This window comes from Novosphingobium sp. KACC 22771 (assembly GCF_028736195.1).
Classification (GTDB): domain Bacteria; phylum Pseudomonadota; class Alphaproteobacteria; order Sphingomonadales; family Sphingomonadaceae; genus Novosphingobium.
Genome location: NZ_CP117881.1, coordinates 3,653,057 through 3,674,316, shown reverse-complemented (window position 1 = coordinate 3,674,316; position 21,260 = coordinate 3,653,057). Strand labels below are relative to the sequence as shown.

General features: G+C 64.6%; 21 protein-coding genes. 16 read left to right on the top strand and 5 right to left on the bottom strand.

What is annotated here, in order from left to right:
- Genes PQ467_RS16860 through PQ467_RS16850 form a run of 3 tightly spaced genes read left to right on the top strand, consistent with a single transcriptional unit; the run spans position 1 to position 4,156 of the window.
- Entirely contained in the window at positions 1-291 is a 291-nt protein-coding gene (locus PQ467_RS16860) for a molecular chaperone DnaJ (RefSeq protein WP_274174506.1), read from the top strand.
- Positions 288-1,754, top strand: a complete 1,467-nt coding sequence (locus PQ467_RS16855) for a phosphomannomutase/phosphoglucomutase (protein WP_274174505.1) — start codon at positions 288-290, stop codon at positions 1,752-1,754. The genes PQ467_RS16860 and PQ467_RS16855 overlap by 4 nt, the downstream gene beginning before the upstream one ends.
- On the top strand, positions 1,751-4,156 hold the full coding sequence (locus PQ467_RS16850) for a ligase-associated DNA damage response DEXH box helicase (protein WP_274174504.1): 2,406 nt from the start codon (positions 1,751-1,753) through the stop codon (positions 4,154-4,156). Before PQ467_RS16855 ends, PQ467_RS16850 begins: the two co-directional genes overlap by 4 nt.
- Positions 4,157-4,221: 65 nt before the next feature.
- Here PQ467_RS16850 and PQ467_RS16845 read toward each other — a convergent pair whose 3' ends face one another.
- The 4 genes from PQ467_RS16845 to PQ467_RS16830 all read right to left on the bottom strand — a co-directional run bounded on the left by PQ467_RS16845 (position 4,222) and on the right by PQ467_RS16830 (position 6,877).
- Positions 4,222-4,671 carry an ExbD/TolR family protein gene (locus PQ467_RS16845; RefSeq protein WP_274174503.1) on the bottom strand — a complete coding sequence of 150 codons (450 nt, stop codon included), beginning with the start codon at positions 4,669-4,671 and terminating at the stop codon, positions 4,222-4,224.
- Positions 4,672-4,700: 29 nt separating this feature from the next.
- Positions 4,701-5,237 carry an ExbD/TolR family protein gene (locus tag PQ467_RS16840; RefSeq protein ID WP_172249169.1) on the bottom strand — a complete coding sequence of 179 codons (537 nt, stop codon included), beginning with the start codon at positions 5,235-5,237 and terminating at the stop codon, positions 4,701-4,703.
- A 139-nt stretch (positions 5,238-5,376) separates the two neighbouring features.
- Positions 5,377-6,126, bottom strand: coding sequence for a MotA/TolQ/ExbB proton channel family protein (locus tag PQ467_RS16835; RefSeq protein WP_274174502.1), 750 nt, complete (start codon positions 6,124-6,126; stop codon positions 5,377-5,379).
- Positions 6,127-6,220: 94 nt separating this feature from the next.
- Entirely contained in the window at positions 6,221-6,877 is a 657-nt protein-coding gene (locus tag PQ467_RS16830; protein ID WP_274174501.1) for an energy transducer TonB, read from the bottom strand.
- A gap of 318 nt (positions 6,878-7,195) precedes the next feature.
- Here PQ467_RS16830 and PQ467_RS16825 point away from each other — a divergent pair, with 318 nt between their 5' ends.
- The 5 genes from PQ467_RS16825 (at position 7,196) to PQ467_RS16805 (ending at position 12,562) form a co-directional block, all read left to right on the top strand.
- On the top strand, positions 7,196-8,101 hold the full coding sequence (locus PQ467_RS16825) for a hypothetical protein (protein WP_274174500.1): 906 nt from the start codon (positions 7,196-7,198) through the stop codon (positions 8,099-8,101).
- A gap of 59 nt (positions 8,102-8,160) precedes the next feature.
- Positions 8,161-9,528 carry a homoserine dehydrogenase gene (locus PQ467_RS16820; RefSeq protein WP_274174499.1) on the top strand — a complete coding sequence of 456 codons (1,368 nt, stop codon included), beginning with the start codon at positions 8,161-8,163 and terminating at the stop codon, positions 9,526-9,528.
- Between the two features lie 278 nt (positions 9,529-9,806).
- Positions 9,807-10,784, top strand: coding sequence for a class II fructose-bisphosphatase (glpX, locus tag PQ467_RS16815; RefSeq protein WP_274174498.1), 978 nt, complete (start codon positions 9,807-9,809; stop codon positions 10,782-10,784).
- A gap of 187 nt (positions 10,785-10,971) precedes the next feature.
- Positions 10,972-11,907 carry a ribose-phosphate pyrophosphokinase gene (locus tag PQ467_RS16810; RefSeq protein ID WP_168603010.1) on the top strand — a complete coding sequence of 312 codons (936 nt, stop codon included), beginning with the start codon at positions 10,972-10,974 and terminating at the stop codon, positions 11,905-11,907.
- A gap of 4 nt (positions 11,908-11,911) precedes the next feature.
- Entirely contained in the window at positions 11,912-12,562 is a 651-nt protein-coding gene (locus PQ467_RS16805; protein WP_274174497.1) for a cyclase family protein, read from the top strand.
- Positions 12,563-12,568: 6 nt separating this feature from the next.
- On the opposite strand, the gene PQ467_RS16800 is transcribed toward PQ467_RS16805, so the two are convergent.
- A complete protein-coding gene (locus PQ467_RS16800) occupies positions 12,569-13,513 on the bottom strand; it encodes an AraC family transcriptional regulator (protein ID WP_274174496.1) in 945 nt (314 codons plus the stop codon).
- Positions 13,514-13,671: 158 nt separating this feature from the next.
- On the opposite strand from PQ467_RS16800, the gene PQ467_RS16795 reads away from it, so the two are divergent.
- From PQ467_RS16795 to PQ467_RS16760, 8 genes are all read left to right on the top strand, one after another.
- On the top strand, positions 13,672-14,475 hold the full coding sequence (locus tag PQ467_RS16795) for an inositol monophosphatase family protein (RefSeq protein WP_443192965.1): 804 nt from the start codon (positions 13,672-13,674) through the stop codon (positions 14,473-14,475).
- Entirely contained in the window at positions 14,472-14,876 is a 405-nt protein-coding gene (locus tag PQ467_RS16790; protein WP_274174495.1) for a gamma-glutamylcyclotransferase family protein, read from the top strand. The genes PQ467_RS16795 and PQ467_RS16790 overlap by 4 nt, the downstream gene beginning before the upstream one ends.
- A 170-nt stretch (positions 14,877-15,046) precedes the next feature.
- Complete coding sequence (gene rpmI, locus PQ467_RS16785) at positions 15,047-15,250, top strand: 50S ribosomal protein L35 (protein ID WP_119081951.1); 204 nt, start codon at positions 15,047-15,049, stop codon at positions 15,248-15,250.
- Between the two features lie 13 nt (positions 15,251-15,263).
- The gene (gene rplT / locus PQ467_RS16780) at positions 15,264-15,626 is read left to right on the top strand and encodes a 50S ribosomal protein L20 (protein WP_168603006.1); all 363 of its coding nucleotides are present in this window, start codon (positions 15,264-15,266) and stop codon (positions 15,624-15,626) included.
- A 152-nt stretch (positions 15,627-15,778) separates the two neighbouring features.
- Positions 15,779-16,678 carry a helix-turn-helix domain-containing protein gene (locus PQ467_RS16775; RefSeq protein ID WP_274174494.1) on the top strand — a complete coding sequence of 300 codons (900 nt, stop codon included), beginning with the start codon at positions 15,779-15,781 and terminating at the stop codon, positions 16,676-16,678.
- A 76-nt stretch (positions 16,679-16,754) separates the two neighbouring features.
- Positions 16,755-17,867: a phenylalanine--tRNA ligase subunit alpha gene (gene pheS, locus PQ467_RS16770; protein WP_274174493.1), complete on the top strand. Its 1,113-nt coding sequence runs from the start codon at positions 16,755-16,757 to the stop codon at positions 17,865-17,867.
- 12 nt (positions 17,868-17,879) lie between these two features.
- The gene (gene pheT, locus PQ467_RS16765) at positions 17,880-20,267 is read left to right on the top strand and encodes a phenylalanine--tRNA ligase subunit beta (RefSeq protein ID WP_274174492.1); all 2,388 of its coding nucleotides are present in this window, start codon (positions 17,880-17,882) and stop codon (positions 20,265-20,267) included.
- A 77-nt stretch (positions 20,268-20,344) separates the two neighbouring features.
- Positions 20,345-21,229 (top strand): aldose 1-epimerase family protein, encoded by an 885-nt coding sequence (locus PQ467_RS16760; RefSeq protein ID WP_274174491.1) that lies wholly within the window; start codon positions 20,345-20,347, stop codon positions 21,227-21,229.
- Positions 21,230-21,260: the final 31 nt, after the last annotated feature.

Genomic DNA, 21,260 nt, shown 5'->3' with positions numbered 1-21,260 from the left:
ATGGTCAAGCTGCTGCTGGTGCTGGTGTTGGCCTCGTGGGTCTGTCGGCAATGGACGGGCCAATGGCCATGGGCGCATTGGCAGCGGATGACCGGGCCGACCCCGGTGGAGCGTGCGCGCCGCCTGCTGGGCGTGGAGGCAAGCGCGGGACGCGGCGCGATCATCGAGGCGCATAAAAGGCTGATCGCGCGGGTTCACCCCGATCGCGGCGGCGATGCGGCGCTGGTGCATGAGGCCAATGATGCGCGCGATCTCTTGCTGGCGCGGCTGGGGAATGAAACCGGGCAATGACCGATCCGGCGATCTTCCGGGAATATGACATTCGCGGCACCTATGGCCGCAATCTGTTTGATGCCGATGCCTACGCCATAGGTCGCGCGGTGGCGCAGGCTTTGCGCGCGCGGGGCGGGCGGCGGATTGCCGTGGGGCGCGATGGGCGTCTCAGCGCCCCCGCGCTGGAGGCGGCGCTGGTCGATGGCCTGTGCGATGGCGGGGTGGATGTGGTGCGGATCGGCGTGGGGCCGACCCCGATGCTCTATTATGCCGAAGCGTCAATTCAGCAGGTTGATGGCGGCATTCAAGTAACTGGCAGCCACAATCCCCGCGATGATAATGGATTCAAGATAGTATTTTTTGGGAGCGCGCTGTTCGGGGCCGACATCGGGCATATCGGGGTCATCGCTGCGGATATGGCGAGCGCGCAGCGGGGCGGTGTTGCCGGTGAATTTGGGGCCGGTGCGCCAGTCGCCTGTGCGTTTCTCGCTGCTGATATCGGCGGCGGCGATGTCGTCCATCGCGGCGCGGTGGAAGTGCAGGATGTTCTCCCCGCCTATGTCGCGCGGTTGGTCGATGGTCTGCTGCCGGGGCTTTGGGACAAGGCGGGCGATCTTCGCATCGGCTGGGACGCCGGGAACGGCGCCGCCGGCCTCGCCATCGAGGCCCTGACCGCGCTCTTGCCCGGAGAGCATCATCTTCTCTTCACGCAGATTGACGGACATTTTCCTCACCATCATCCAGACCCGACTGTTGAGGCAAATCTCGCAGACTTGCGCGCGCTGGTCGCGTCCAGACATCTCGATTTCGGAGTGGCTTTTGATGGCGACGCCGACCGGATCGTGGTGGTGGATGGGCGCGGGCGGTCGATCCTGGGGGATCAATTGCTCGCGCTTTTGGCACAGGATCTGTTGATGGATTGCCCCGGCGCGGTTATTTTGGGCGATGTCAAAGCTTCTCAGGCGGTTTATGACCGGATCGCCGCGCTGGGCGGGGTGCCCGCGATGGGCCCTGCGGGGCACAGTCTCATCAAATCGGAAATGAAGGTTAACGGCGCGCTGCTGGCCGGGGAGACGTCGGGCCATATTTTTTACAAGCACCGCTTTTATGGCTTCGACGATGCGCTTTATGCCGCCGTGCGTTTGATGGCGGCGGTGGCGCGGCGGGGCGGATCGGTGGCGGACTGGTTCGATGAACTGCCGGTCTGTTTCAACACGCCCGAATTGCGTTTTCCTGTGGCGGCGGATCGCAAACGCGCCGTGGTCGAGGAAGTGGCGGCGCGCATCGCGGCGCAGGGCGCGCAGGTCAACCGGATGGATGGGCTGCGCGTGTCCTGCGCGGATGGCTGGTGGCTGCTGCGCGCATCGAACACGCAGGAGATGCTGGTGGCCCGCGCCGAGAGCACGAGCGAGGCGGGGCTTGCCGCGCTGGTGGCGCAATTGGACGCGGAATTGGCACTAAGTGGGGTGAATCGGGGGTGAGGCAGGTTCACCCGCGCATTGCCGACTGGTTTGCCGCGCGCGGGTGGCACGTCCGCCGCCATCAGGCGCAGGTGCTCTCGCAGGTGGGCGCGGGGCATCATGTGCTGCTGGCCGCCGACACCGGCGCTGGCAAGACACTGGCCGGGTTCATGCCGACATTGTGCGATGCCGCCGAGGGAAGGCTGGCTGACGGGCTGCACACGCTCTATGTCTCGCCGCTCAAGGCCTTGGCGCATGATATTCAGCGCGGCCTGCTCGCGCCGGTGGCCGAGATGGGGCTGGGCCTGCGGGTCGAGGCGCGCACCGGCGACACATCCTCCGACCGCAAGGCGCGGCAAAGACATGATCCGCCCCATGTGCTGCTGACCACGCCTGAATCCTTGTCCTTGCTGCTGTCCTATCCGGAAAGCGCGACGATGTTTGCCGGGCTGCGCTATGTGGTGGTGGACGAAATCCATGCGATGGCGGCGGGCAAGCGCGGCGATCTGCTGGCGCTGGCGCTGGCGCGGTTGCAGGTTCTGGCGCCGGGCATGCGGCGGATCGGTCTGTCGGCAACCTTGGCCGATCCGGCGGGCTTTGCGCGCTGGCTGGCGCCTGTGGGCGAGGATGCGGTGTTGGTCGAGGGCGAGGAGGGCGCGCCCGCCGACGTCTCGATCCTGCTGCCTGCGGGCGAGCGCATTCCCTGGAGCGGCCATGCGGCAAGCTGGGCGGTGCCGCAGATCCTTGACCTGATCCGCGCCCATCGCACCACGTTGATTTTCACCAACACGCGCTTTCTGGCCGAATATACGTTTGGCCTGCTGTGGGATCGCAACGAGGAAAACCTGCCCATCGGCATCCACCACGGCAGCCTCTCGGCCGAGGCGCGGCACAAGGTTGAGGCGGCGATGGCGGGCGGGCGGCTGCGCGCGCTGGTCTGCACGGCCAGCCTCGATCTAGGGGTGGATTGGGGCGACATCGATCTGGTGGTGCAGATGGGCGCGCCCAAGGGCTCCTCGCGCCTGTTGCAGCGGATCGGACGGGCCAATCACCGGCTCGATTGCCCATCCAAAGCGGTGCTGGTGCCGGGCAACCGGTTTGAATATCTCGAAGCCGTGGCCGCCGTCGAGGCGGTGCGGGCGGGCACGCGCGATGGCGAGGACCTGCGCCCCGGCGGGCGCGATGTGCTGGCCCAGCATGTGCTGGCGCTGGCCTGCGCCGGGCCGTTCGATGGTGACGCGCTGCTGGCCGAGGTCCGCCGCGCCGCGCCCTATGCCGATGTGGACGAGGAGGAGTGGCAGCGTGTGCTCGGCTTCGTCTCGAACGGGGGCTATGCGCTGCGGGCCTATGACCGCTTTCGCCGGATCACGCATGGGCGGGACGGGCTGTGGCGGCTCAGCCATCCCGATCTGGCGCGCTCCTATCGGCTCAATGCCGGGATCATTGTTGACGCCGATATGGTCGAGGTGGCCTTTCGCAATGGCCGCGCGCTGGGCCGCGTCGAGGAGGATTTTGCCGCCTCGCTGGGGCCGGGCGATACGTTTCGCTTTGCAGGGCTGGACCTCGAGGTCGAATCTTTGCGCGAAGGGGCCTTGCTGGTGCGGGCCTCGCGCCGGTCGGCGGCGATCCCTTCGTATAATGGCGCGCGCATCCCGATTTCCTCGCATCTGGCCGATCGGGTGCAGGCGCTGCTGGCCGATCCGGCGCGCTGGGATGCCTTTCCACAGGATGTCCATGACTGGCTCGATGTGCAGGCGCGGGTTTCGGTGCTGCCGCGTCCGGGCGAATTGCTGGTGGAGAGCTTTCCCCATCAGGAGCGCTTCTACAGCGTGTTCTACACGTTTGAGGGCTGGCCTGCGAATCAGTCGCTGGGCATGTTGATGACGCGGCGGATGGAGGCGCTGGGCCTCTCGCCGTTGGGTTTTGTCGCCAATGATTATGCCTTGGCAGTCTGGGGGCTGCGGCCGGTGACGGACCCGGCTGCGCTGCTCTCGCCCGATATTCTGGTCGAGGAATTCATCGAGTGGGTGGAAAATTCCTATCTGCTGCGCCGCGCTTTTCGCGAGGCTTCGGTCATTTCCGGCCTGATCGAGCGGCAGGTGCCGGGCAAGCGCAAGACCAATCGCCAGGTCACCTTCTCCAGCGACCTCATCTATGACGTGCTGCGCCGCTATGAACCGGACCACCTGCTGCTGAAAGCCGCATGGGCCGATGCGCGCCAGAAGATGACCGATGTCGCCCGCGTGGCCGAGGTGCTGGAGCGCGCCCAAACCGCGATTCGCCATCAGCGCCTCTCGCGCGTCAGCCCGCTGGCGGTGCCGACGCTGACCATGATCGGGCGCGAGAGCATGCCGGCGGGCGCCGCTGATGATGAGCTGTTGCTGGAGGCCGACGCACTGGCCGCGATTGCCATGGGGCAATAGGGCGCAAAAAAAGGGGCGGATCGCTCCGCCCCTCTCTCTTGCCGTTTAACTTGGCGACCCTGGCCTTACTTGGCGCCGGGAGCCTTGTTGAAGCTGGCATAGCGCTCGTTGCCGACGAAGCCGAACTTCGTCACTTCCGAGGCCTTGATGATGTTCAGCACATTCGCTGCCAATTCATAGCCCGACTGCGCATCCGGCTCGAACTGAAGTTCGGGCTCGGGGGTCATGCTGCGCGAAGCCTTGAGGTTCGCGGCCAGCACGCTGCGGTCGATCGGCGTGCCGTTCCACAGGATCTGGTTATCCGGGGTAAGCACAACCTTGTTCTTGACCGGATCGACCGGCGGCTTGGGCATATTCGGCGGCGGCGGCGAAGGCAGGTCGATGTTCACCGCGTGGGTGGCCACCGGAATGGTGATAATGAACATGATCAGCAGAACGAGCATAACGTCGATCAGCGGAGTCGTGTTCATCTCCGACATTGGCTCGCCATCGTCTTTACCGGCTGACATTGCCATGGGATGTTACTCCTGAGTTAAAGGGCTTATCAGCCGTTCGGATCGACCGGGTTCGAGATGAAGCCAACCGTGGGATAGCCCGCGCGCTGCACGTTGAAGATCGCACCCGCGACGCAGCGCCAGGGCGCTTCGACGTCGGCACGAACATGAACCTGCGGCACCTTTTCGGGGTTATCGCGCAGAACCTCTGCACCGCCCTCGCGCTTGATGATGTCGTCAAGGCGCTTGAACGCCTGGTCGTACAGTTCAGTCGAGTCAACGGGGGTGATGTTGTTGAAGTAGATGCGGCATTCGCCACCACGCGACGCGCCTTCGAAGCCGGGGTCGCCGGCGCTGCGACCAGCAGCGTCGGTGGTGCTGACCGTGATCAGCAGGTTTTCGACCTTATCCTTGGATTCCTGCGAAACCATCACAGGGATCTTCAGCTTCTGGATCGTCTGGATCGCGACGGGAACCGCGATCAGGAAGATGATCAGCAGCACCAGCATCACGTCCACCAGAGGGGTGGTGTTGATGTCGGACATCGGCTTTTCTTCGCCGCCCGCGCCGCCAACAGACATTGCCATGTTATGATCCTACTCTTGCAATGCCCTCTTTCGAGAGGAGGGATTGGGGGGAGGGGAGGGCCGGGAAATCATGCCGCATGCCGCGCATGATTTCCCGTACATCCGGGCAGACTGGCCGCCCGGATGCCTGCCTCATGTCTTACTTCTTGACGGCGGGAGCCGGAGCAGCCTTCACCGGAGCCGAAGCGATCGCCGGCTTGATGGCGCCCTTCGAGTTGATGTAGGCCAGCACGTCAGCCGAGAAGCCGGTCAGCAGCTCGTTGATGCGCTTGTTGCGCGACTGCAGGAAGTTGTAGGCAAGCACGGCAGGCACAGCGACGAGCAGACCGATGGCGGTCATGATCAGAGCTTCACCCACAGGGCCGGCAACCTTGTCGATCGAGGCCGAACCGGCCAGACCGATGGCGATCAGAGCGCGGTAGATGCCGACCACGGTACCGAACAGACCCACGAAAGGAGCGGTCGAACCGACGGTGGCGAGGAAGGGCAGGCCGCGGGCGAGGAAAGCGCCGATCGAGGCTTCGGTGCGGGCCAGCGACGAGTGGACCCAGTCGTGGGCTTCGAGGCTGTCGGCCATCTTGCCGTGGTTTTCTTCGGCCAGGATACCGGCTTCGACGATGTCACGGAACGGGCTGGTCTTTTCCAGCTTGGCAACGCCTTCCTTCAGCGAGTTGGCCTTCCAGAACGCACCCAGGGCCTTGTACTGCTTGAGGATCTTCGACTGGTCCGACCAGCGGGTGAACAGCACGAAGAACGAACCGAACGAGAAAATCGCCATGATGGTCACGGTCGACTGAGCGATCAGACCGCCCTGTTCCAGGGCTTCCTTGAAGCCGAACTTGTTCTGCGGAGCCGCGCCAGCAGCGGCGGTCAGAATGTCAATAAGCATGCGATGGTCCTCTCAAAGGGCTCTCGAGTAGAGAATAGGGTCATTTACAGTAGGGACCGGGCCATCATGCCGCAGATCCCCTGGGGAGTGTGGCTCAGTCCTTCGGGATGACCCACTTCACGCGATTGGCATAAACGCCGGTGGTGGGCTGGCCTTCGCCATCCTTGGCGGGCGTGAAACGCGCGCGGCTGGTGACGTACTTACAAGTCGCAGCGTCCAGTTCGGCATTGCCCGAGCTGGCCGTGATTTCGCAACTCGACACGCGCCCATCGGTGGAAACCGTCAGACGGAAACCAGTGGTGCCCTGAACGCCTTCACGCAGGGGGCGCGAAGGATAGTCTTCAGGCGTCGCCCAGTTGGCAGGGTTGCCCTTGGGGGCGGCGCCAACAGGCTGGAAACGCGGCGGCGGCGGGGCCGACGGCGCGGGCGGTGCCAGCACAGGGGCAGGCGGCGCCGGCGGCGGGGCAACCGAAACCGTCTCGATCACAGGCGCGCTAACGGGCGCCACGTTCACCGGCGGCGGCGGAGCGACGATCGGCGGCGGCGGAGCGTCCTTCGGCGGCGGCGGAGGCGGTGGCGGCGGTTTCTCCTCTTGCTTGATATCGACAGTCGTTACTTTTTTCATGACCTTCTGAACCGCCGAGTAGGCAAGACCAGAGACCAAGGCATAACCAACGACGATGTGAATCAAGGCAACGATGATAATGGCGGTAAGGCGATTACCGCTCAATTGTTGATCAGCGTAGGCCATTCAGACGCATCACTCCATACAAAAACCCGGGCAAGCCCCGGGCCGACCATGAACCGAACCCGAAGGCGAAGTCCATGGGGAAAAGCTCATATCCACCCTGCCGGATTTACCGGATATCCGCCAAATGCCTTATGTGTCGGCTTTCGGCGAACGCATCGGCCCCCTTTGTTGGGGGTCCGCTTTTTTGCCAATCCTAGCCACCTTGCCGACTCGGCGCAACGCCTTATGCGCAGGGGGGTGGGGTTCAGGCAAAATTCATTTGTGTTAAGGCCTATCTAACGGCCACCCTCGGGGGCCTTTTGCAGGGGTTATGCGCCAATGGCCAATTTTTCGGAGTTTTCCGCGATGTTTCAAGGCATCCGAGGGTGGAAATCGGCTTGCTTTGCGGCTCTATTGCCGCTGTTTGTTCCGGTGTCGGCGGGGGCTCAGGAGCCCCTTACGCAAAATGTCGTACAATCGTATGCCGACCTGGTTGGTCTGGCCGAATCGTCGCCTTTGGTCGTTTTTGCCGAGCTGAAAAAGGTGATTCCCCTCCCGCTGCCGCGCGACACATCGCCGTTTTTGACCGTCCAGCGGGCCTATGTCGAGGCGCAGGGAATTGATTTGTTGAGCGGAACCGGCTCTGTTTCGGCCTCGGTGCGCTATCTGGCCGATATCCGCCTCGATTCGCGCCACAAAATTCCCAATCCGCGCAAACAGATGGTGCTGGTTTTTGCCCGCCCCGGCGCAACTGCGGGCGATATCCAACTGGTCTCGCCCGATGCGCAATTGCCCTGGAGCCAGCCGCTTGAGGCGCAGGTGCGCAAGATTCTGGCCGATCTGGCCGCCCCTGATTCGCCGCCGCATATTACCGGCATCAATATGGCGCTCTATCAGCAGGGCGATCTGGCGGGCGAGGGCGAGACTCAGATCTTCCTGACCACCGCCAAGGGCACCCCTGCGGCCATCATCATCCAGCACAAGCCCAATCAGCCCTCGCGCTGGAGCGCGTCCTTCTCCGAGGTGGTCGATGCGGCCAATGCCCCGCCCGCGCAGAACACGCTGGAATGGTATCGCCTCGCCTGTTCGCTGCCCGAAACGCTGCCCGCCGCGGCCAATCTGGGCGAAACGCAGGCGGACAAGGATCAGGCCGTGGCCGATTACCTGCTGGTGCGCCGCGATCTGGGGCCTTGCACGCGCACGCGGGTTTCGTGGGGCGGGGATATTGCGAAACCGGCCAAATAGGCTTGCTGGCAATCCAATTGCCCCCTAGGTGGCGCATCGTCAAATCCAAGGATTCCACGATGACCGATACTGTCGATAGCGCCACCCTTTCGCCCCAATCCGGCAAGCCGCCGCTGCGCATTGCGCTGGCCGGCCTTGGCACGGTGGGCGCGGGCGTCATTCGGCTGGTGGAGGCCAATGCCGATCTGATCGCGCGGCGCGCAGGCCGCCCGATCAAGGTTTCCGCCGTTTCCGCGCGCGATCGCGGCAAGGATCGCGGCGTCGATCTCTCGCCCTATGCGTGGGAAGACGACATGACCGCGATGGCCGCCCGCGATGACGTGGACGTGGTGGTCGAACTGGTCGGCGGGTCGGATGGCCCGGCGCTGGTGCTGGCGCGCAATGCGATTCGCCATGGCAAGGCGCTGGTGACGGCCAACAAGGCGATGATCGCCCATCACGGCATGGCGCTGGCCAAAGAGGCCGAGGCCCAAGGCGTGGCCATGCGTTTCGAGGCGGCCGTGGCGGGCGGCATCCCGGTCATCAAGGGCCTGCGCGAAGGCGCGGCGGCCAACCGGGTCGAGCGGATCTATGGTATCCTCAACGGCACCTGCAATTACATCCTCTCGACGATGGAAGACACCGGCCGCGATTTCTCCGAGGTGCTGAGCGAGGCGCAGGCCAAGGGCTATGCCGAGGCGGACCCGACCTTTGACATCGAGGGCATCGACGCCGCGCACAAGCTGTCCATCCTGTCGGCCATTGCGTTCGGCGCCAAGATCGACTTTGGCAGCGTGGACACGCAGGGCATCAGCCGCATTCTGGCCGCCGATATCGCGCAGGCCGATTCGCTGGGCTATTGCATCCGCCTGATCGGCACCGCCGAGGCCGACGCCGGACCCAATGGTACGCCCGGCCTGTTCCAGCGCGTTGCGCCCCATTTGGTGCCTTTCGACAATCTGCTGGCCCATGTCGATGGCCCGACCAATGCGGTCGTGGTCGAGGGCAATTTCTCCGGCCGCCTGCTGTTTCAGGGCGCGGGCGCGGGCGATGGTCCGACCGCTTCGGCGGTGGTGGCTGACCTGATCGACATTGCGCGCGGCATGGACACGGGGTTTGAGGCCGATATGGCCTTCTCGATCCCCGTCGACGGGCTGGAAGATATGGCTCCGGCCCCTGCGGGCCATCGTCTGGGGCGGGCCTATATCCGCTTCCTCGTGGCCGACCGTCCGGGCGTTCTGGCCGAAATCACCGCCGCGATGCGCGATGCGGGCGTTTCGATCGAGAGCCTGATCCAGAAAGGTCAGGCCAGCAAGGACGGGGCGGTGATCGTCGCCATCGTCACGCATGAAGTGCCCGAAGCCGCCGTCGCCAAGGCGCTCACGCTGCTCGATGGCTCGCCCTCTCTGGTGGGCCAGCCGCTGGTCATGCAGATTCTGGGCGCGTAACGCGGGCGCATGGCTCGGCCCGGACGGGTCGGTCCGCCGATAAAATGGACGCCGGGGGCATGGCCCTCGGCGTTTTTCTTTGTCTGTTCAATAACTGGGTTCGTATGTTGCGCCAATTGGCCGTTTGACTTCGCGCTTGCGGCATTTGTCCGCTCGACAATCCGGCTGTGCATAGGTAAGCGGACGTGTCTGCATAGGTATTCACAACATGCATTCACACCGCCGACCAACAGGGCCGGCATTAGGGGCCATACATTCCTGAAGGAATCGGACAGATTATGAGCGCTACTCCTGCCAGCAAGATTCTCGACCGCGTTCTGGTGCTTGAAATGGTGCGTGTGACCGAAGCGGCCGCCATCGCTTCGGCCAAGCTGATCGGGCGCGGGGACGAGAAGGCCGCCGACGCGGCGGCAGTCGAAGCCATGCGCGAAAAGCTCAACGAACTTTACATCGACGGCACCGTGGTGATCGGCGAGGGCGAGCGCGACGAGGCGCCGATGCTCTATATCGGCGAGAAGGTCGGCGCGGCGGCGGGCAAGGGCCCCAAGATCGACATCGCGCTCGACCCGCTGGAAGGCACGACGATCTGCGCCAAGGCCGGGCCGAACTCGCTGGCCGTGCTGGCGATCGCCGAAGAGGGCGGCCTGCTCAACGCGCCCGACACCTATATGGACAAGCTGGCGGTGGGGCCGGGCTATCCTGAAGGCATCATCGATCTGGCCAAGAGCCCGACCGAGAACGTCAAGGCCGTGGCCGCGGCCAAGGGCGTGGCGCCCGAGGATATCGTGGTCTGCGTGCTGGACCGCCCGCGCCACACGGACCTCATCGACGAACTGCGGGCGCTTGGCTGCGGCGTCTATCTGATCGGCGATGGTGACGTGGCGGGCGTGATCGCCACCACCAACACCGAGGAAACCAACATCGACATGTATATGGGCCAGGGCGGCGCACCGGAAGGCGTGCTTGCCGCCGCCGCGCTGCGCTGTGTCGGCGGCCAGTTCAAGGGCCGCCTTGTGTTCCGCAATGACGATGAAAAGGCCCGCGCCAAGAAGTGGGGCATCACCGATCTCAACAAGATCTATGACCTGACCGAACTGGCCAAGGGCGACTGCATCTTTGCCGCCAGCGGGGTCACCGACGGATCGCTGCTGAAAGGCGTGAAGCGCACCCGCGACGGCCGCCTGACCACGGAGAGCGTGGTGATGCGCGCCAGCACCGGCACCGTGCGCTGGGTCAAGGGCGACCGTCGCGCTTAAGGGCCGGGCGTAAGGGCCGGGCCTGACCGGGCTGCGGATAAAAGCAAAGGAGGCAGGGGTTTGCGCCGCTGCCTCCTTTTGTATGTGCGGCAAACCTTGCAATCCTGCCGATCTTGGCTAGAGGCACGCGCGAGGGAAGCAACGCGGCGGCTGAGTCTTTCACGCCGCGTGCAGTGGAGATACGCGAATGAAGATCCTGGCCGGTAACGGTAACCTGCCGCTGGCGCGCGCGATTGCGGGCTATCTGGAACTGCAACTGACGGATGCCAGCGTGCGGCGCTTTGCCGACGAGGAAGTCTTCGTCGAAATCCACGAAAACGTGCGCGGCGAGGATGTCTTCGTCGTTCAGTCGACCGCCTATCCCGCGAATGACAATCTGATGGAACTGCTGATCTGCATCGACGCGCTGCGCCGCGCTTCGGCCAAGCGGATCACGGCGGTGGTGCCCTATTTCGGCTATGCCCGCCAGGACCGCAAGCCCGGACCCCGCACGCCGATCTCGGCCAAGCTGGTGGCCAATCTGATCACCACGGCGGGCGCAGACCGCGTGCTGGCGGTTGATCTGCATGCCGGTCAGATTCAGGGCTTCTTTGACATTCCCACCGACAATCTGTTTGCCGCGCCCGTGATGGCCGCCGACATTCTGGCGCGCAATGGCGACGATGGGCTGATGGTGGTTTCGCCCGACGTGGGCGGCGTGGTGCGCGCCCGCGCGCTGGCCAAGCGTCTGAACAATGCTCCGCTGGCCATCGTCGACAAGCGCCGCGACAAGCCGGGCGTGTCCGAAGTGATGAACATCATCGGCGACGTCAAGGGCCGCACCTGCATCCTGATCGACGACATCATCGATTCGGGCGGCACGCTGTGCAACGCGGCGCAGGCGCTGATGGATGCCGGTGCCGCTTCGGTCACCGCCTATATCACCCATGGCGTGCTGTCGGGCGCGGCGGTCTCGCGCGTCAACAATTCGGCGCTCAAGGAACTGGTCATCACCGACTCGATCCTGCCCACCGAGGAAACGCAGAAGTCGGACAAGATCCGTCTGCTGACCATCGCCCCGCTGATCGGCGAGGCTATTCGCCGCATCGCCGATGAAAGCTCGGTGTCGAGCCTGTTTGACTGATCGGATGCGGCTGGTTGAACTCAACCATGTGATCGAGGCCGGGATGGTGACCTATAAGGGTCTGCCCGGCCCGGTGATCTGCGACTATCTGGCGCGTGAGGCCTCGCGCGGGCTTTATGCCGAGGACACCACGTTCCAGATCGGGCGCATTGATATGGTGTCGAACACCGGCACCTATCTCGACACGCCGTTTCATCGCTATGCGGATGGGGCGGATCTGTCCTGTGTGCCTTTGGATGCGGTCACGCAATTGCCGGGGCTGGTGGTGCGCTGCGACGGGTTGGCGATCGGTGCCGATGCCTTTGCCGGGCTCGATGTGGCGGGGCGAGCGGTGCTGGTGCATACCGGATGGGATCGGCATTGGCGGACCGACGCCTATTTGTCGGGCCATCCGTTCCTGACCGAGGCGGCCGCGCTTTATCTGCGCGATGCGGGGGCGGCTTTGGTGGGCATCGATTCCCACAATATCGACGACACATCGGGCAAGGCCCGGCCGGTGCATTCGGTCCTGCTGCGCGCGGGGATCCCGATTGTCGAGCATCTGACCAATCTGGGCCAGTTGCCGCAGGAGGGCTTTATTTTCAACGCGCCGCCGCCGCGGGTGAAGGGCATGGGGACCTTTCCAGTGCGCGCCCATGCGGTGATTGCCGGCTGAAGCGCGTCATTGCCAGGGGCGATGGCCCCCCGGCGGCACGCGTTCGAGCGCCTCCAGCCTTTTGGCCTGACGCGATTCCAGCGCCAGCGTGAGCAGCGGATTGGGCGTGCGGACAAAACGGCGCGGGGTCACGCCGAACAATTCGGTAAATTCACGCGTCATCTGCGCCTGATCGAAATAGCGCAGGATCATTTCCTCGGCCTCGGCCTCATCGGCCACGCCGTGCAGATGGCTGGCCATGTCCAGCGCACGGGCGCGGCGCATCACCTGTTTGGGCGGCATGCCGAAATCGCGCCGCACGATGCGCTCCAGTTGCCGGGTGCTGATCGCCATGTCGGCGGCGAAATCGCCGATGCCCGCGTTCGGATTGGCAAAGGACAGCGCCTCGAAGGCGGCGCTGATCGGGCTGGGGTGGGGGCGGCCAAGGCTTTCCACCAATTGGCGGAAACGACGCTCCAACAGATCGGCAATCGCGGCCGGATCCTCGATCTCGCTGAAGGCGGCCAATGTCTCTTCGCTGTTCAGCCCGTAATGTTCGAGCGGCACCAGCCGGTCGACCATCTCATGCGCGCTGCGCCCGAACAGCGCATAGCCCGCGCCCGCTTTCAGCGCATAGCCGATGGAGAGAAAGCTGCCCTCGACCGTCACGGGCATGATCTTGGTTTGCGGGCCAAAGATCAGCGCGGCGCGGCCCAGATGGTGGATGCCGTCGGCGGTATGCGCGGTCCATTTGCCGCCCAGTTGGATGCGCACCATCGAACTGTCGTTAAAAATGCCCGACGAGAGGCAGTAATCGGGGGGCAGATTGACCGGCGTCACATAAATCCGCCCGATCCACGGCGCCAGATCGGGCGCAGGGGCCCGATTAAAGGACAGCGGTTGGCCCTTGCTGGACCGACCGACCAGCGGTGTCACCGCCGAATCGAGCGCCGGTTTGGTAGGCTTGAGCATAGAAGTTGGACCCAGTATTCGTTTTTGTTGTAAAAATAATTTCCAGAACCTGTTGAGTTCAATTTCCCTTGTGTGCGGTTTTGTCAACCGATTGTCATGCGCTGATTTGGTGCCTTGCGGCTTGACCCGGTGGGCTTGGCAAAGGCAAAAGCGGGGCCATGAAACTGAACCTTGATGCAGACATTGCCCTGGCCCAACGTCTTGCCGATGCGGCGGGCGCGGCGATCCGTCCCTATTTCCGCTCCGGCGTGGCTTCCGAGCGCAAGGAGGACGCCAGCCCGGTGACCCTGGCCGATCAGGCCGCCGAGGAGGCGATGCGCGCGATCCTGCGCGCCGAGCGCCCCGATGACACGATCATCGGCGAGGAATATGGCATCACGGCGGGCACATCGGGGCGCAGCTGGGTGCTCGACCCGATTGACGGCACGGCGGGGTTTCTTGCCGGGCGGGCGATCTTTGGCACGCTGATCGCGCTGGTGGTCGAGGGCTGGCCGGTGCTGGGCGTGATTGACCAGCCGATCGCGGGCGAGCGCTGGGTGGGCGCATCGGGCCGCAAGACCACGTTTAACGGCCAGCCGGTCAGCACCCGCCGTTGCCGCGAATTGTCCGACGCCACCATCGCCACCACCGGCCCGCATTATTTCAGCGACCATGAGGGCGAGCATTTCATGGGCCTTGCCGCCAAGACCGATTATCGGCGGATGGTGATGGGCGGCGATTGCTATAATTACGCGATGCTGGCCAGCGGCCATCTCGACATCGTGTGCGAGGCCAATCTCAAGCTGCATGACTGGGCCGCGCTGGTGCCGGTGGTCGAGGGCGCGGGCGGGCTGATGTGCGACTGGAACGGCGATCCGCTGCATGCCGGATCGAGCGGCCATGTGCTGGCGCTGGGCGATCCGGCGCGGCAGGACGACGCGGTTGAGGCGCTGGCCTGCGGGCACGATCACCATCACCATTGATCCGCCGCTTCTTCTTTTACGGCACCTTGATGGCGGGCATGGGCAACCGGCATGAGCGAGCCGCCCATGCCTTGCTGGACGAAGGGCGCGCTGCGGTCGTGCGCGGGCGGCTTTATGCGGTGCCTGATCGGGCGGGCTGGTATCCGGCGCTGTTGCCCGGCGCCGGGGCGGTGCGGGGCATGGTCCATGGCGCGCAGGGCCGCTTTGATGCGCGGGCGATGGCGCGGATGGATGCCTATGAAGGGCGCGAATATCGGCGGTGCCGGATAAAGCTGGGCGCGAACGCGGCCGATGCCTATGTCTGGCGCGGACCCTTGCCGCGCGGGGCCTGCCGGATCGCCTCGGGGGATTTTCGGGGCTGGCTGGCGGCGCGGCGGGGGCGGCGGGCCTATCGCGCCTGAATCCGGGCAACGCCGATTGGCCAAGGCGCTTGCAATTGCCGCGCGATGTGCCTAAGGGCCGCCCCTTCAACCGGTTCGGAGGATTTGTTGCAAAACAGATTCGCTCGCCTGCCTGGCCATCAAGGGCTGCCACGGCAAGCGGGACGGACCGCTAGATCAAGGAGATGAAAATGCCCAAGATGAAGACCAAGAGCGGTGTGAAGAAGCGCTTCAAGATCACCGCCACCGGTAAGGTCAAGCATGGCGTCGCTGGCAAGCGTCACCGTTTGATCAGCCATAACGCGAAGTACATCCGCCAGAACCGTGGCACCGAGGTGATCTCCGACGCCGACGCGAAGGTGATCAAGAAGTGGGCGCCCTACGGGCTGAACTGAGGAGTACTGAAGTATGGCACGTGTCAAAAGGGGTGTTACCACCCGCGCCAAGCACAAGAATATTCTGGAACAGGCCAAGGGTTACCGCGGTCGTCGCAAGAATACGATCCGCGTTGCTCGTCAGGCCGTTGAAAAGGCCGGTCAGTACGCTTACCGCGACCGCAAGGTCAAGAAGCGTACCTTCCGCGCTCTGTGGATCCAGCGTATCAACGCTGCGGTTCGCGCCGAAGGCCTGACCTATTCGCAGTTCATCAACGGCATCAAGCTGGCCGGCATCCAACTGGATCGCAAGTCGCTGGCCGATCTGGCGCTGAACGAAGCGGCCGTGTTCTCGGCTGTTCTGGCTCAGGCCAAGGCTGCTCTGCCCGCCGCGTAAGCGTGTTGGCCGACTGGACAAAGAGGGCGCGGGGGCATGTCTCCCGCGCCTTTTTTGTTGCCCGCGCGGACCGCGCAAACTTGCCATCCTGTCTTTGTTGCGCCATGCACCATGCCACGGATCGCCATAAAGACAGGGCCGGAAGATAACGGATGCCACACCGCCGAGCATCGGTTCAAGCCCGGTTCTTTGCCCCTCCGGCGGAATTGGCGCGCTATTTCACGACCTTCTATCTGGCCGAGATCGATGTTGCGCCGGGTCGGCGCGTGGTCGATTACCTGCATCCCGAATGGGCCAATCTGCGCTTTTCCTCGGGCGCCCCGCTGGCCGCGCGCAACGGGCGCGGGATGGGCATTGCCGATTGCCATTTCGCCGTGACCGGCCCCAGCGGCCAGGCGGTGCGCTTTGAAGTGGGGACATGCCGGATCTGGGGCGTGGGCCTGCTGCCGCTGGGCTGGGCGCGGTTTGTGGGACTGGCGGCGGCGGATATGGCCGATGCGGTGCTCGATGGGGCCGCGCATGACGGCTTTGCCCCCTTTATGCCGCTGGCCGAGGCGATTTTCGGGGACGAGCCCGATGTCGAGGGTGAATTGGCGCGCATCGCCCGCTTCTTTGCCCAATGGCCATCCGATGGCGCGCAGGATGACCCGCGCGTGATGGCGATCCATGCCGCGATGATCGATCCGGCGGTGTCGAGCGTTGCCGAAATGGCGCAGCGCGCCGGGGCCAGCATCCGCACGATTGAGCGCGTGTGTCGGCAATCCTTTGGCTTTACCCCCAAATATCTGCTGCGCCGCCAGCGTTTCATGCGCAGCCTTGCGCAATTCATGCTCGACCCCTCGCTCAAATGGATCGGCGCGCTCGATGGGCATTATCACGATCAGGCGCAATTCGTGCGCGAGTTTCGGCAATTCATGGGCATGACCCCGCGCGAATATGCCCGCATGCCCCATCCCATCATCCAGGCCTTTGTGCGCGAGCGGGCGCGGATTGCGGGCGCGGCGGTGCAGGCGCTTGATGGTCCCAACGGGGCGCGGTTAGGGCGCGGTTGATCTTGACGCCGCGCCGCCCTAGAGGGGGCCGGCGCATGGCCCGATGCCGGCGCGCCCATCAGCAGACGGACAGAGCATGGATTACGAAAGTCTCGGCGCACAGGCGCTCGACAGCATTGCAAAAGCGCAGGATCTGGACGCGCTCGACGCGCTGCGCGTGGCGTTTCTGGGCAAGCAGGGCTCGATCTCGGGCCTGCTCAAAACGCTGGGCGCGATGAGCCCGGAGGAGCGCCAGACCACGGGGCCGAAGATCCATGCCCTGCGCGAGGGCGTGACCGCCGCGCTGGCCGACAAAAAGGCCGCGCTGGAGAGTGCCGCACTGGAGGCGAAACTGGCCGCCGAGACGGTCGATCTGACGCTTCCCGCGCCCGAAAGCGCCCGTGGCAGCGTGCATCCCGTTTCGCAGGTCATGGACGAATTGGCCGAGATCTTTGCCGATCTGGGCTTTGCCGTCGCCACTGGGCCGGAGATCGAGGACGACTGGCACAATTTCACCGCGCTCAACATGCCCGAGAGCCATCCGGCGCGCGCGATGCATGACACCTTTTATATAGACAAGGCCGCCAGCGGTTATGAAACCGAGCAGGACATGGTGCTGCGCACGCATACCAGCCCGGTGCAGATCCGCGCGATGCTGGCCGCGGGCGGCGACAAGCCCTTGCGCATCATCGCGCCGGGCCGCGTCTATCGCAGCGATTCCGACGCCACCCACACGCCGATGTTCCATCAGGTCGAAGGGCTGGTGATCGGCAAGGACATCACGCTGGCGCATCTGAAATGGACGCTGGAAACCATGCTCAAGGCGTTTTTTGAACGCGATGACATCGTGCTGCGCCTGCGCCCGTCCTATTTCCCCTTCACCGAACCCAGCGTCGAGGTCGACACCGGCTATTCTTATGTCGATGGCCGCCGCGTGGTGGGCGGGTCGGGCGATGCGCCGGGCCATTCGTGGATGGAACTGCTCGGCTCGGGCATGGTCAACCGCCATGTGTTGACCGCCGGCGGCTATGACCCGGACGTTTGGCAGGGCTTTGCCTTTGGCGTGGGCGTCGATCGCCTCGCCATGCTGAAATATGGGATGAACGATTTGCGGGCCTTCTTTGATGGCGATGCGCGCTGGCTGGGCCATTACGGCTTTTCCGGCCTTGATGTGCCGACCCTTTCAGGCGGCGTGGGCGTACAGGCATAAGGGGCAGCAACGATGAAATTCTCTCTTTCGTGGCTGAAAGCCCATCTGGAAACCGAAGCCACCGTTGAACAGATCGCGGCCAAGCTGAATGCCATCGGCCTTGAAGTCGAAGGCATCGAGGACCCTGCCGAAAAGCTGAAGGGCTTTCGCGTCGCGCGGATCCTGACCGCCGAGCGTCATCCCAATGCCGACAAGTTGCAGGTGCTTTCGGTGGACACTGGCGAGGGCGCGCCCTTACAGGTGGTCTGCGGCGCGCCCAATGCGCGGGCCGGATTGGTCGGCGTGCTGGGCCTGCCGGGGGCCGTGGTGCCCGCCAATGGCATGGTGCTCAAGGTCGCGGCGGTGCGCAGCGTCGAATCGAACGGCATGATGTGTTCGATGCGCGAACTGGAATTGGGCGAGGGCCATGACGGCATTATCGAATTGCCCGAGGACGCGCCGGTCGGCACCGCTTTTGCCGATTATCACGGCGCCGATCCGGTGTTCGACATTTCGGTCACGCCCAACCGCCCCGATTGCATGGGCGTCTATGGCATCGCGCGCGATCTGGCCGCCGCCGGGCTTGGCACGTTAAAGCCCATCGCCGCGCCGGGCATTGTCGGTTCCTATCCCTGCCCGATCGAGATCCGCACCGAGGATGCCGATGGTTGCCCCGCCTTTTATGGCCGCACGGTCAAGGGCGTGAAGAACGGCCCCAGCCCGGAATGGCTGCAGGCCGCGCTCAAGGCTGCGGGCCAGCGTCCGATTTCGGCGCTGGTGGACATCACCAATTATGTGATGCTGACCTATGGCCGCCCGGCCCATGCCTATGATCTGGGCAAGCTGTGGGGCCCGGTGGTGGCGCGGCGCGCGGTGGCGGGCGAACAATGCCTCGCGCTGAACGGCAAGACCTATGATCTGAACGAGAGCATGACCGTGATCGCCGATGCGGCCGCCGTGCATGACATTGCCGGCATCATGGGGGGCGAGCATTCGGGCTGTTCGGACAGCACGACCAATGTCCTGCTGGAAATCGCCTATTTCACGCCCGAGCGGATTGCCGCCACGGGCCGCGCGCTGAACCTGACCAGCGATGCGCGCGCGCGGTTTGAGCGCGGGGTGGACCCGGCTTTCCTCGATACCGGGCTTGATCTGCTGACCGGGCTGATCCTTGAGATCTGCGGCGGTGAGGCGTCCGAAGTGGTGCGCGCGGGGGTTGCTCCTGCCACGCCCAAGATTGTGGCTTTCGACCCCGCGCTGGTGACCAAGCTGGGCGGGGTGGAGATTGCGGGCGATGAGCAGAAGCGTATCCTTGCCGCGCTTGGTTTCAGCGTTGCGCCCGACTGGGGCGTGACCGTGCCGGGCTGGCGCCCGGATGTCGATGGCGCGGCCGATATTGTTGAGGAAGTGGTGCGTATCCACGGCCTCGACGGGATCGAGAGCACCCCGCTGCCCCGTGAGGATGGCGTGGCCAAGCCGACCGCGACCCCGGTGCAGAAACTGGAGCGTCGCCTGCGCCGTGCCGCGGCCGCGCGCGGGTTGAACGAGGCGATTACCTGGTCCTTCCTGCCCGAGGGCGAGGCCGAGCATTTCGCGGAAGGCGTCCTTTGGCGTCTGGCCAATCCGATCAGCGAAGACCTGAAGGTCATGCGGCCCAGCCTGATCCCCGGCCTGCTTTCTGCGGCGCGGCGCAATCTGGCGCGTGGGGGCTCCTCGCTGCGTCTGTTTGAAATCGGGCGCCGCTATCTGCGCGATGCCAATGGCAAGGGCGCGGAACGGCTGACGCTGGCGGTGGTGCTGGCGGGCGACAAGACGCCGCGCGGCTGGGCCACGGGCAAGGCGCAGGCGTTTGATGCGTTCGATGCCAAGGCCGAGGCGCTGGCCTTGCTGGCCGAGGCGGGCGCGCCGGTGGACAATCTGCAAATCATGGGCGAGGCGGGCGTGCAGTTCCACCCCGGCCAGTCGGCCACCTTGCGGCTTGGGCCCAAGAATGTGCTGGCGCGTTTCGGCATGTTGCACCCCACCACGGCCAAGGCGTTTGATCTGGACGGCCCGGTGGCGGTGGCGGAAATCTTCCTGGATGCCATTCCGGCCAAGAAGGGCGCTGCCGGCTTTGCCCGCGTCAATTATGCGCCCCCGGCCTTGCAGGCGGTGAAGCGCGATTTCGCCTTTCTCGTTCGCGCCGATCTGGCGGCGGGCGATCTGCTGCGCGCGGTAAAGGGCGCGGACAAGGCGAATATTATCGGCGCGCGCCTGTTCGACGATTTCCGCGGGGCGGGCGTGCCGGAAGGGCAAAAGTCGCTGGCCATCGAGGTCACGCTGCAGCCGGCCGAAAAGAGCTATAATGACGCCGACCTCAAGGCGATTGCCGACAAGGTGACGGCGGCCGCCGCCAAGCAGGGCGCGGTCCTGCGCGGATAACGTGCTAAGGGGTTGAAAGAAAAAGGCGCTGCGGGCATGCTCGCGGCGCCTTTTTTGTTGGCCGGATGGGGAATGGTGTGAGCGAGGAACGGGTAAGCATCGCGAGCGGTGAATGGAGCGCGTTGATCCACCCACTGGGGGCCGAATTGCAGTCGCTGCGCGATGGGGCGGGGCGGGAGTTTATGACCGATGCCGATCCGGCGTTCTGGACTGGTCATGCGCCTTTGCTGTTTCCGATCATCGGCTCGCTGTCTGGCGATGCGTTTCGGCATGAAGGGCGTGCCTATGCCCTGCCGCGCCATGGCTTTGCACGGCGCAGCCGGTTTGCGATTGCGGCCCAGACGCCCGATGCGGTGACCTTTGTGCTGGAGGACAGCGAGGCGAGCCGCGCGGTCTATCCCTTTGCCTTCCGGCTGGAGATGGCATTTCGCTTGCAGGAGAGCGCGCTCTTTATGGCGGCAACGGTTCATAATTGCGGCGACAGGGTGATGCCGTTCAGTTTTGGCTATCATCCCGCCTTTGCCTGGCCGCTGCCGGGCGGGGGTGAAAAGACCGCGCACCGAATCATCTTTGAAAAGGATGAGCCGGGGTTGGTGCGCCGGGTCAGCAAAGCCACAGGCGAATTGTTGCCCGATGGCGAGGCGAGCCCTGTGCGCGGGCGCGAACTGGCGCTGGATGAAGCCCTGTTTGCCGACGATGCGATGGTGTGGACCGGATTGGCCAGCCGGGCGCTGCGCTATGCCTCGCCCGATGGTCCCGCGCTCGACATTGCCTTTCCCGACAGCCCCGACCTTGGCCTGTGGCAGGTGCCAGGCGCGCATTATCTGTGCATCGAGCCATGGGCGGGCCATGCCGATCCGCTGGGGTTCGATGGAGAGATTGGCGAGAAGCCGGGGATTGTCCTGTTGCCGCCGGGGCAGGCGCGCAGGTTCCGCATGGATGTGAGGGTAAGCGAGGGATAGACGCAGCCCGCGTGAAAGCGCGGGATAGACG

Bases quoted from the DNA above. Each gene is read 5' to 3' on its own strand.
- PQ467_RS16860 (WP_274174506.1), top strand. From the start codon at position 1: ATGGTCAAGCTGCTGCTGGTGCTGGTGTTGGCCTCGTGGGTCTGTCGG.
- PQ467_RS16855 (WP_274174505.1), top strand. From the start codon at position 288: ATGACCGATCCGGCGATCTTCCGGGAATATGACATTCGCGGCACCTAT.
- PQ467_RS16845 (WP_274174503.1), bottom strand. From the start codon at position 4,671: ATGGCAATGTCAGCCGGTAAAGACGATGGCGAGCCAATGTCGGAGATG.
- PQ467_RS16840 (WP_172249169.1), bottom strand. From the start codon at position 5,237: ATGGCAATGTCTGTTGGCGGCGCGGGCGGCGAAGAAAAGCCGATGTCC.
- PQ467_RS16835 (WP_274174502.1), bottom strand. From the start codon at position 6,126: ATGCTTATTGACATTCTGACCGCCGCTGCTGGCGCGGCTCCGCAGAAC.
- PQ467_RS16830 (WP_274174501.1), bottom strand. From the start codon at position 6,877: ATGGCCTACGCTGATCAACAATTGAGCGGTAATCGCCTTACCGCCATT.
- PQ467_RS16825 (WP_274174500.1), top strand. From the start codon at position 7,196: ATGGCCAATTTTTCGGAGTTTTCCGCGATGTTTCAAGGCATCCGAGGG.
- PQ467_RS16820 (WP_274174499.1), top strand. From the start codon at position 8,161: ATGACCGATACTGTCGATAGCGCCACCCTTTCGCCCCAATCCGGCAAG.
- glpX (WP_274174498.1), top strand. From the start codon at position 9,807: ATGAGCGCTACTCCTGCCAGCAAGATTCTCGACCGCGTTCTGGTGCTT.
- PQ467_RS16810 (WP_168603010.1), top strand. From the start codon at position 10,972: ATGAAGATCCTGGCCGGTAACGGTAACCTGCCGCTGGCGCGCGCGATT.
- PQ467_RS16805 (WP_274174497.1), top strand. From the start codon at position 11,912: ATGCGGCTGGTTGAACTCAACCATGTGATCGAGGCCGGGATGGTGACC.
- PQ467_RS16800 (WP_274174496.1), bottom strand. From the start codon at position 13,513: ATGCTCAAGCCTACCAAACCGGCGCTCGATTCGGCGGTGACACCGCTG.
- PQ467_RS16795 (WP_443192965.1), top strand. From the start codon at position 13,672: ATGAAACTGAACCTTGATGCAGACATTGCCCTGGCCCAACGTCTTGCC.
- rpmI (WP_119081951.1), top strand. From the start codon at position 15,047: ATGCCCAAGATGAAGACCAAGAGCGGTGTGAAGAAGCGCTTCAAGATC.
- rplT (WP_168603006.1), top strand. From the start codon at position 15,264: ATGGCACGTGTCAAAAGGGGTGTTACCACCCGCGCCAAGCACAAGAAT.
- PQ467_RS16775 (WP_274174494.1), top strand. From the start codon at position 15,779: ATGCCACACCGCCGAGCATCGGTTCAAGCCCGGTTCTTTGCCCCTCCG.
- pheS (WP_274174493.1), top strand. From the start codon at position 16,755: ATGGATTACGAAAGTCTCGGCGCACAGGCGCTCGACAGCATTGCAAAA.
- pheT (WP_274174492.1), top strand. From the start codon at position 17,880: ATGAAATTCTCTCTTTCGTGGCTGAAAGCCCATCTGGAAACCGAAGCC.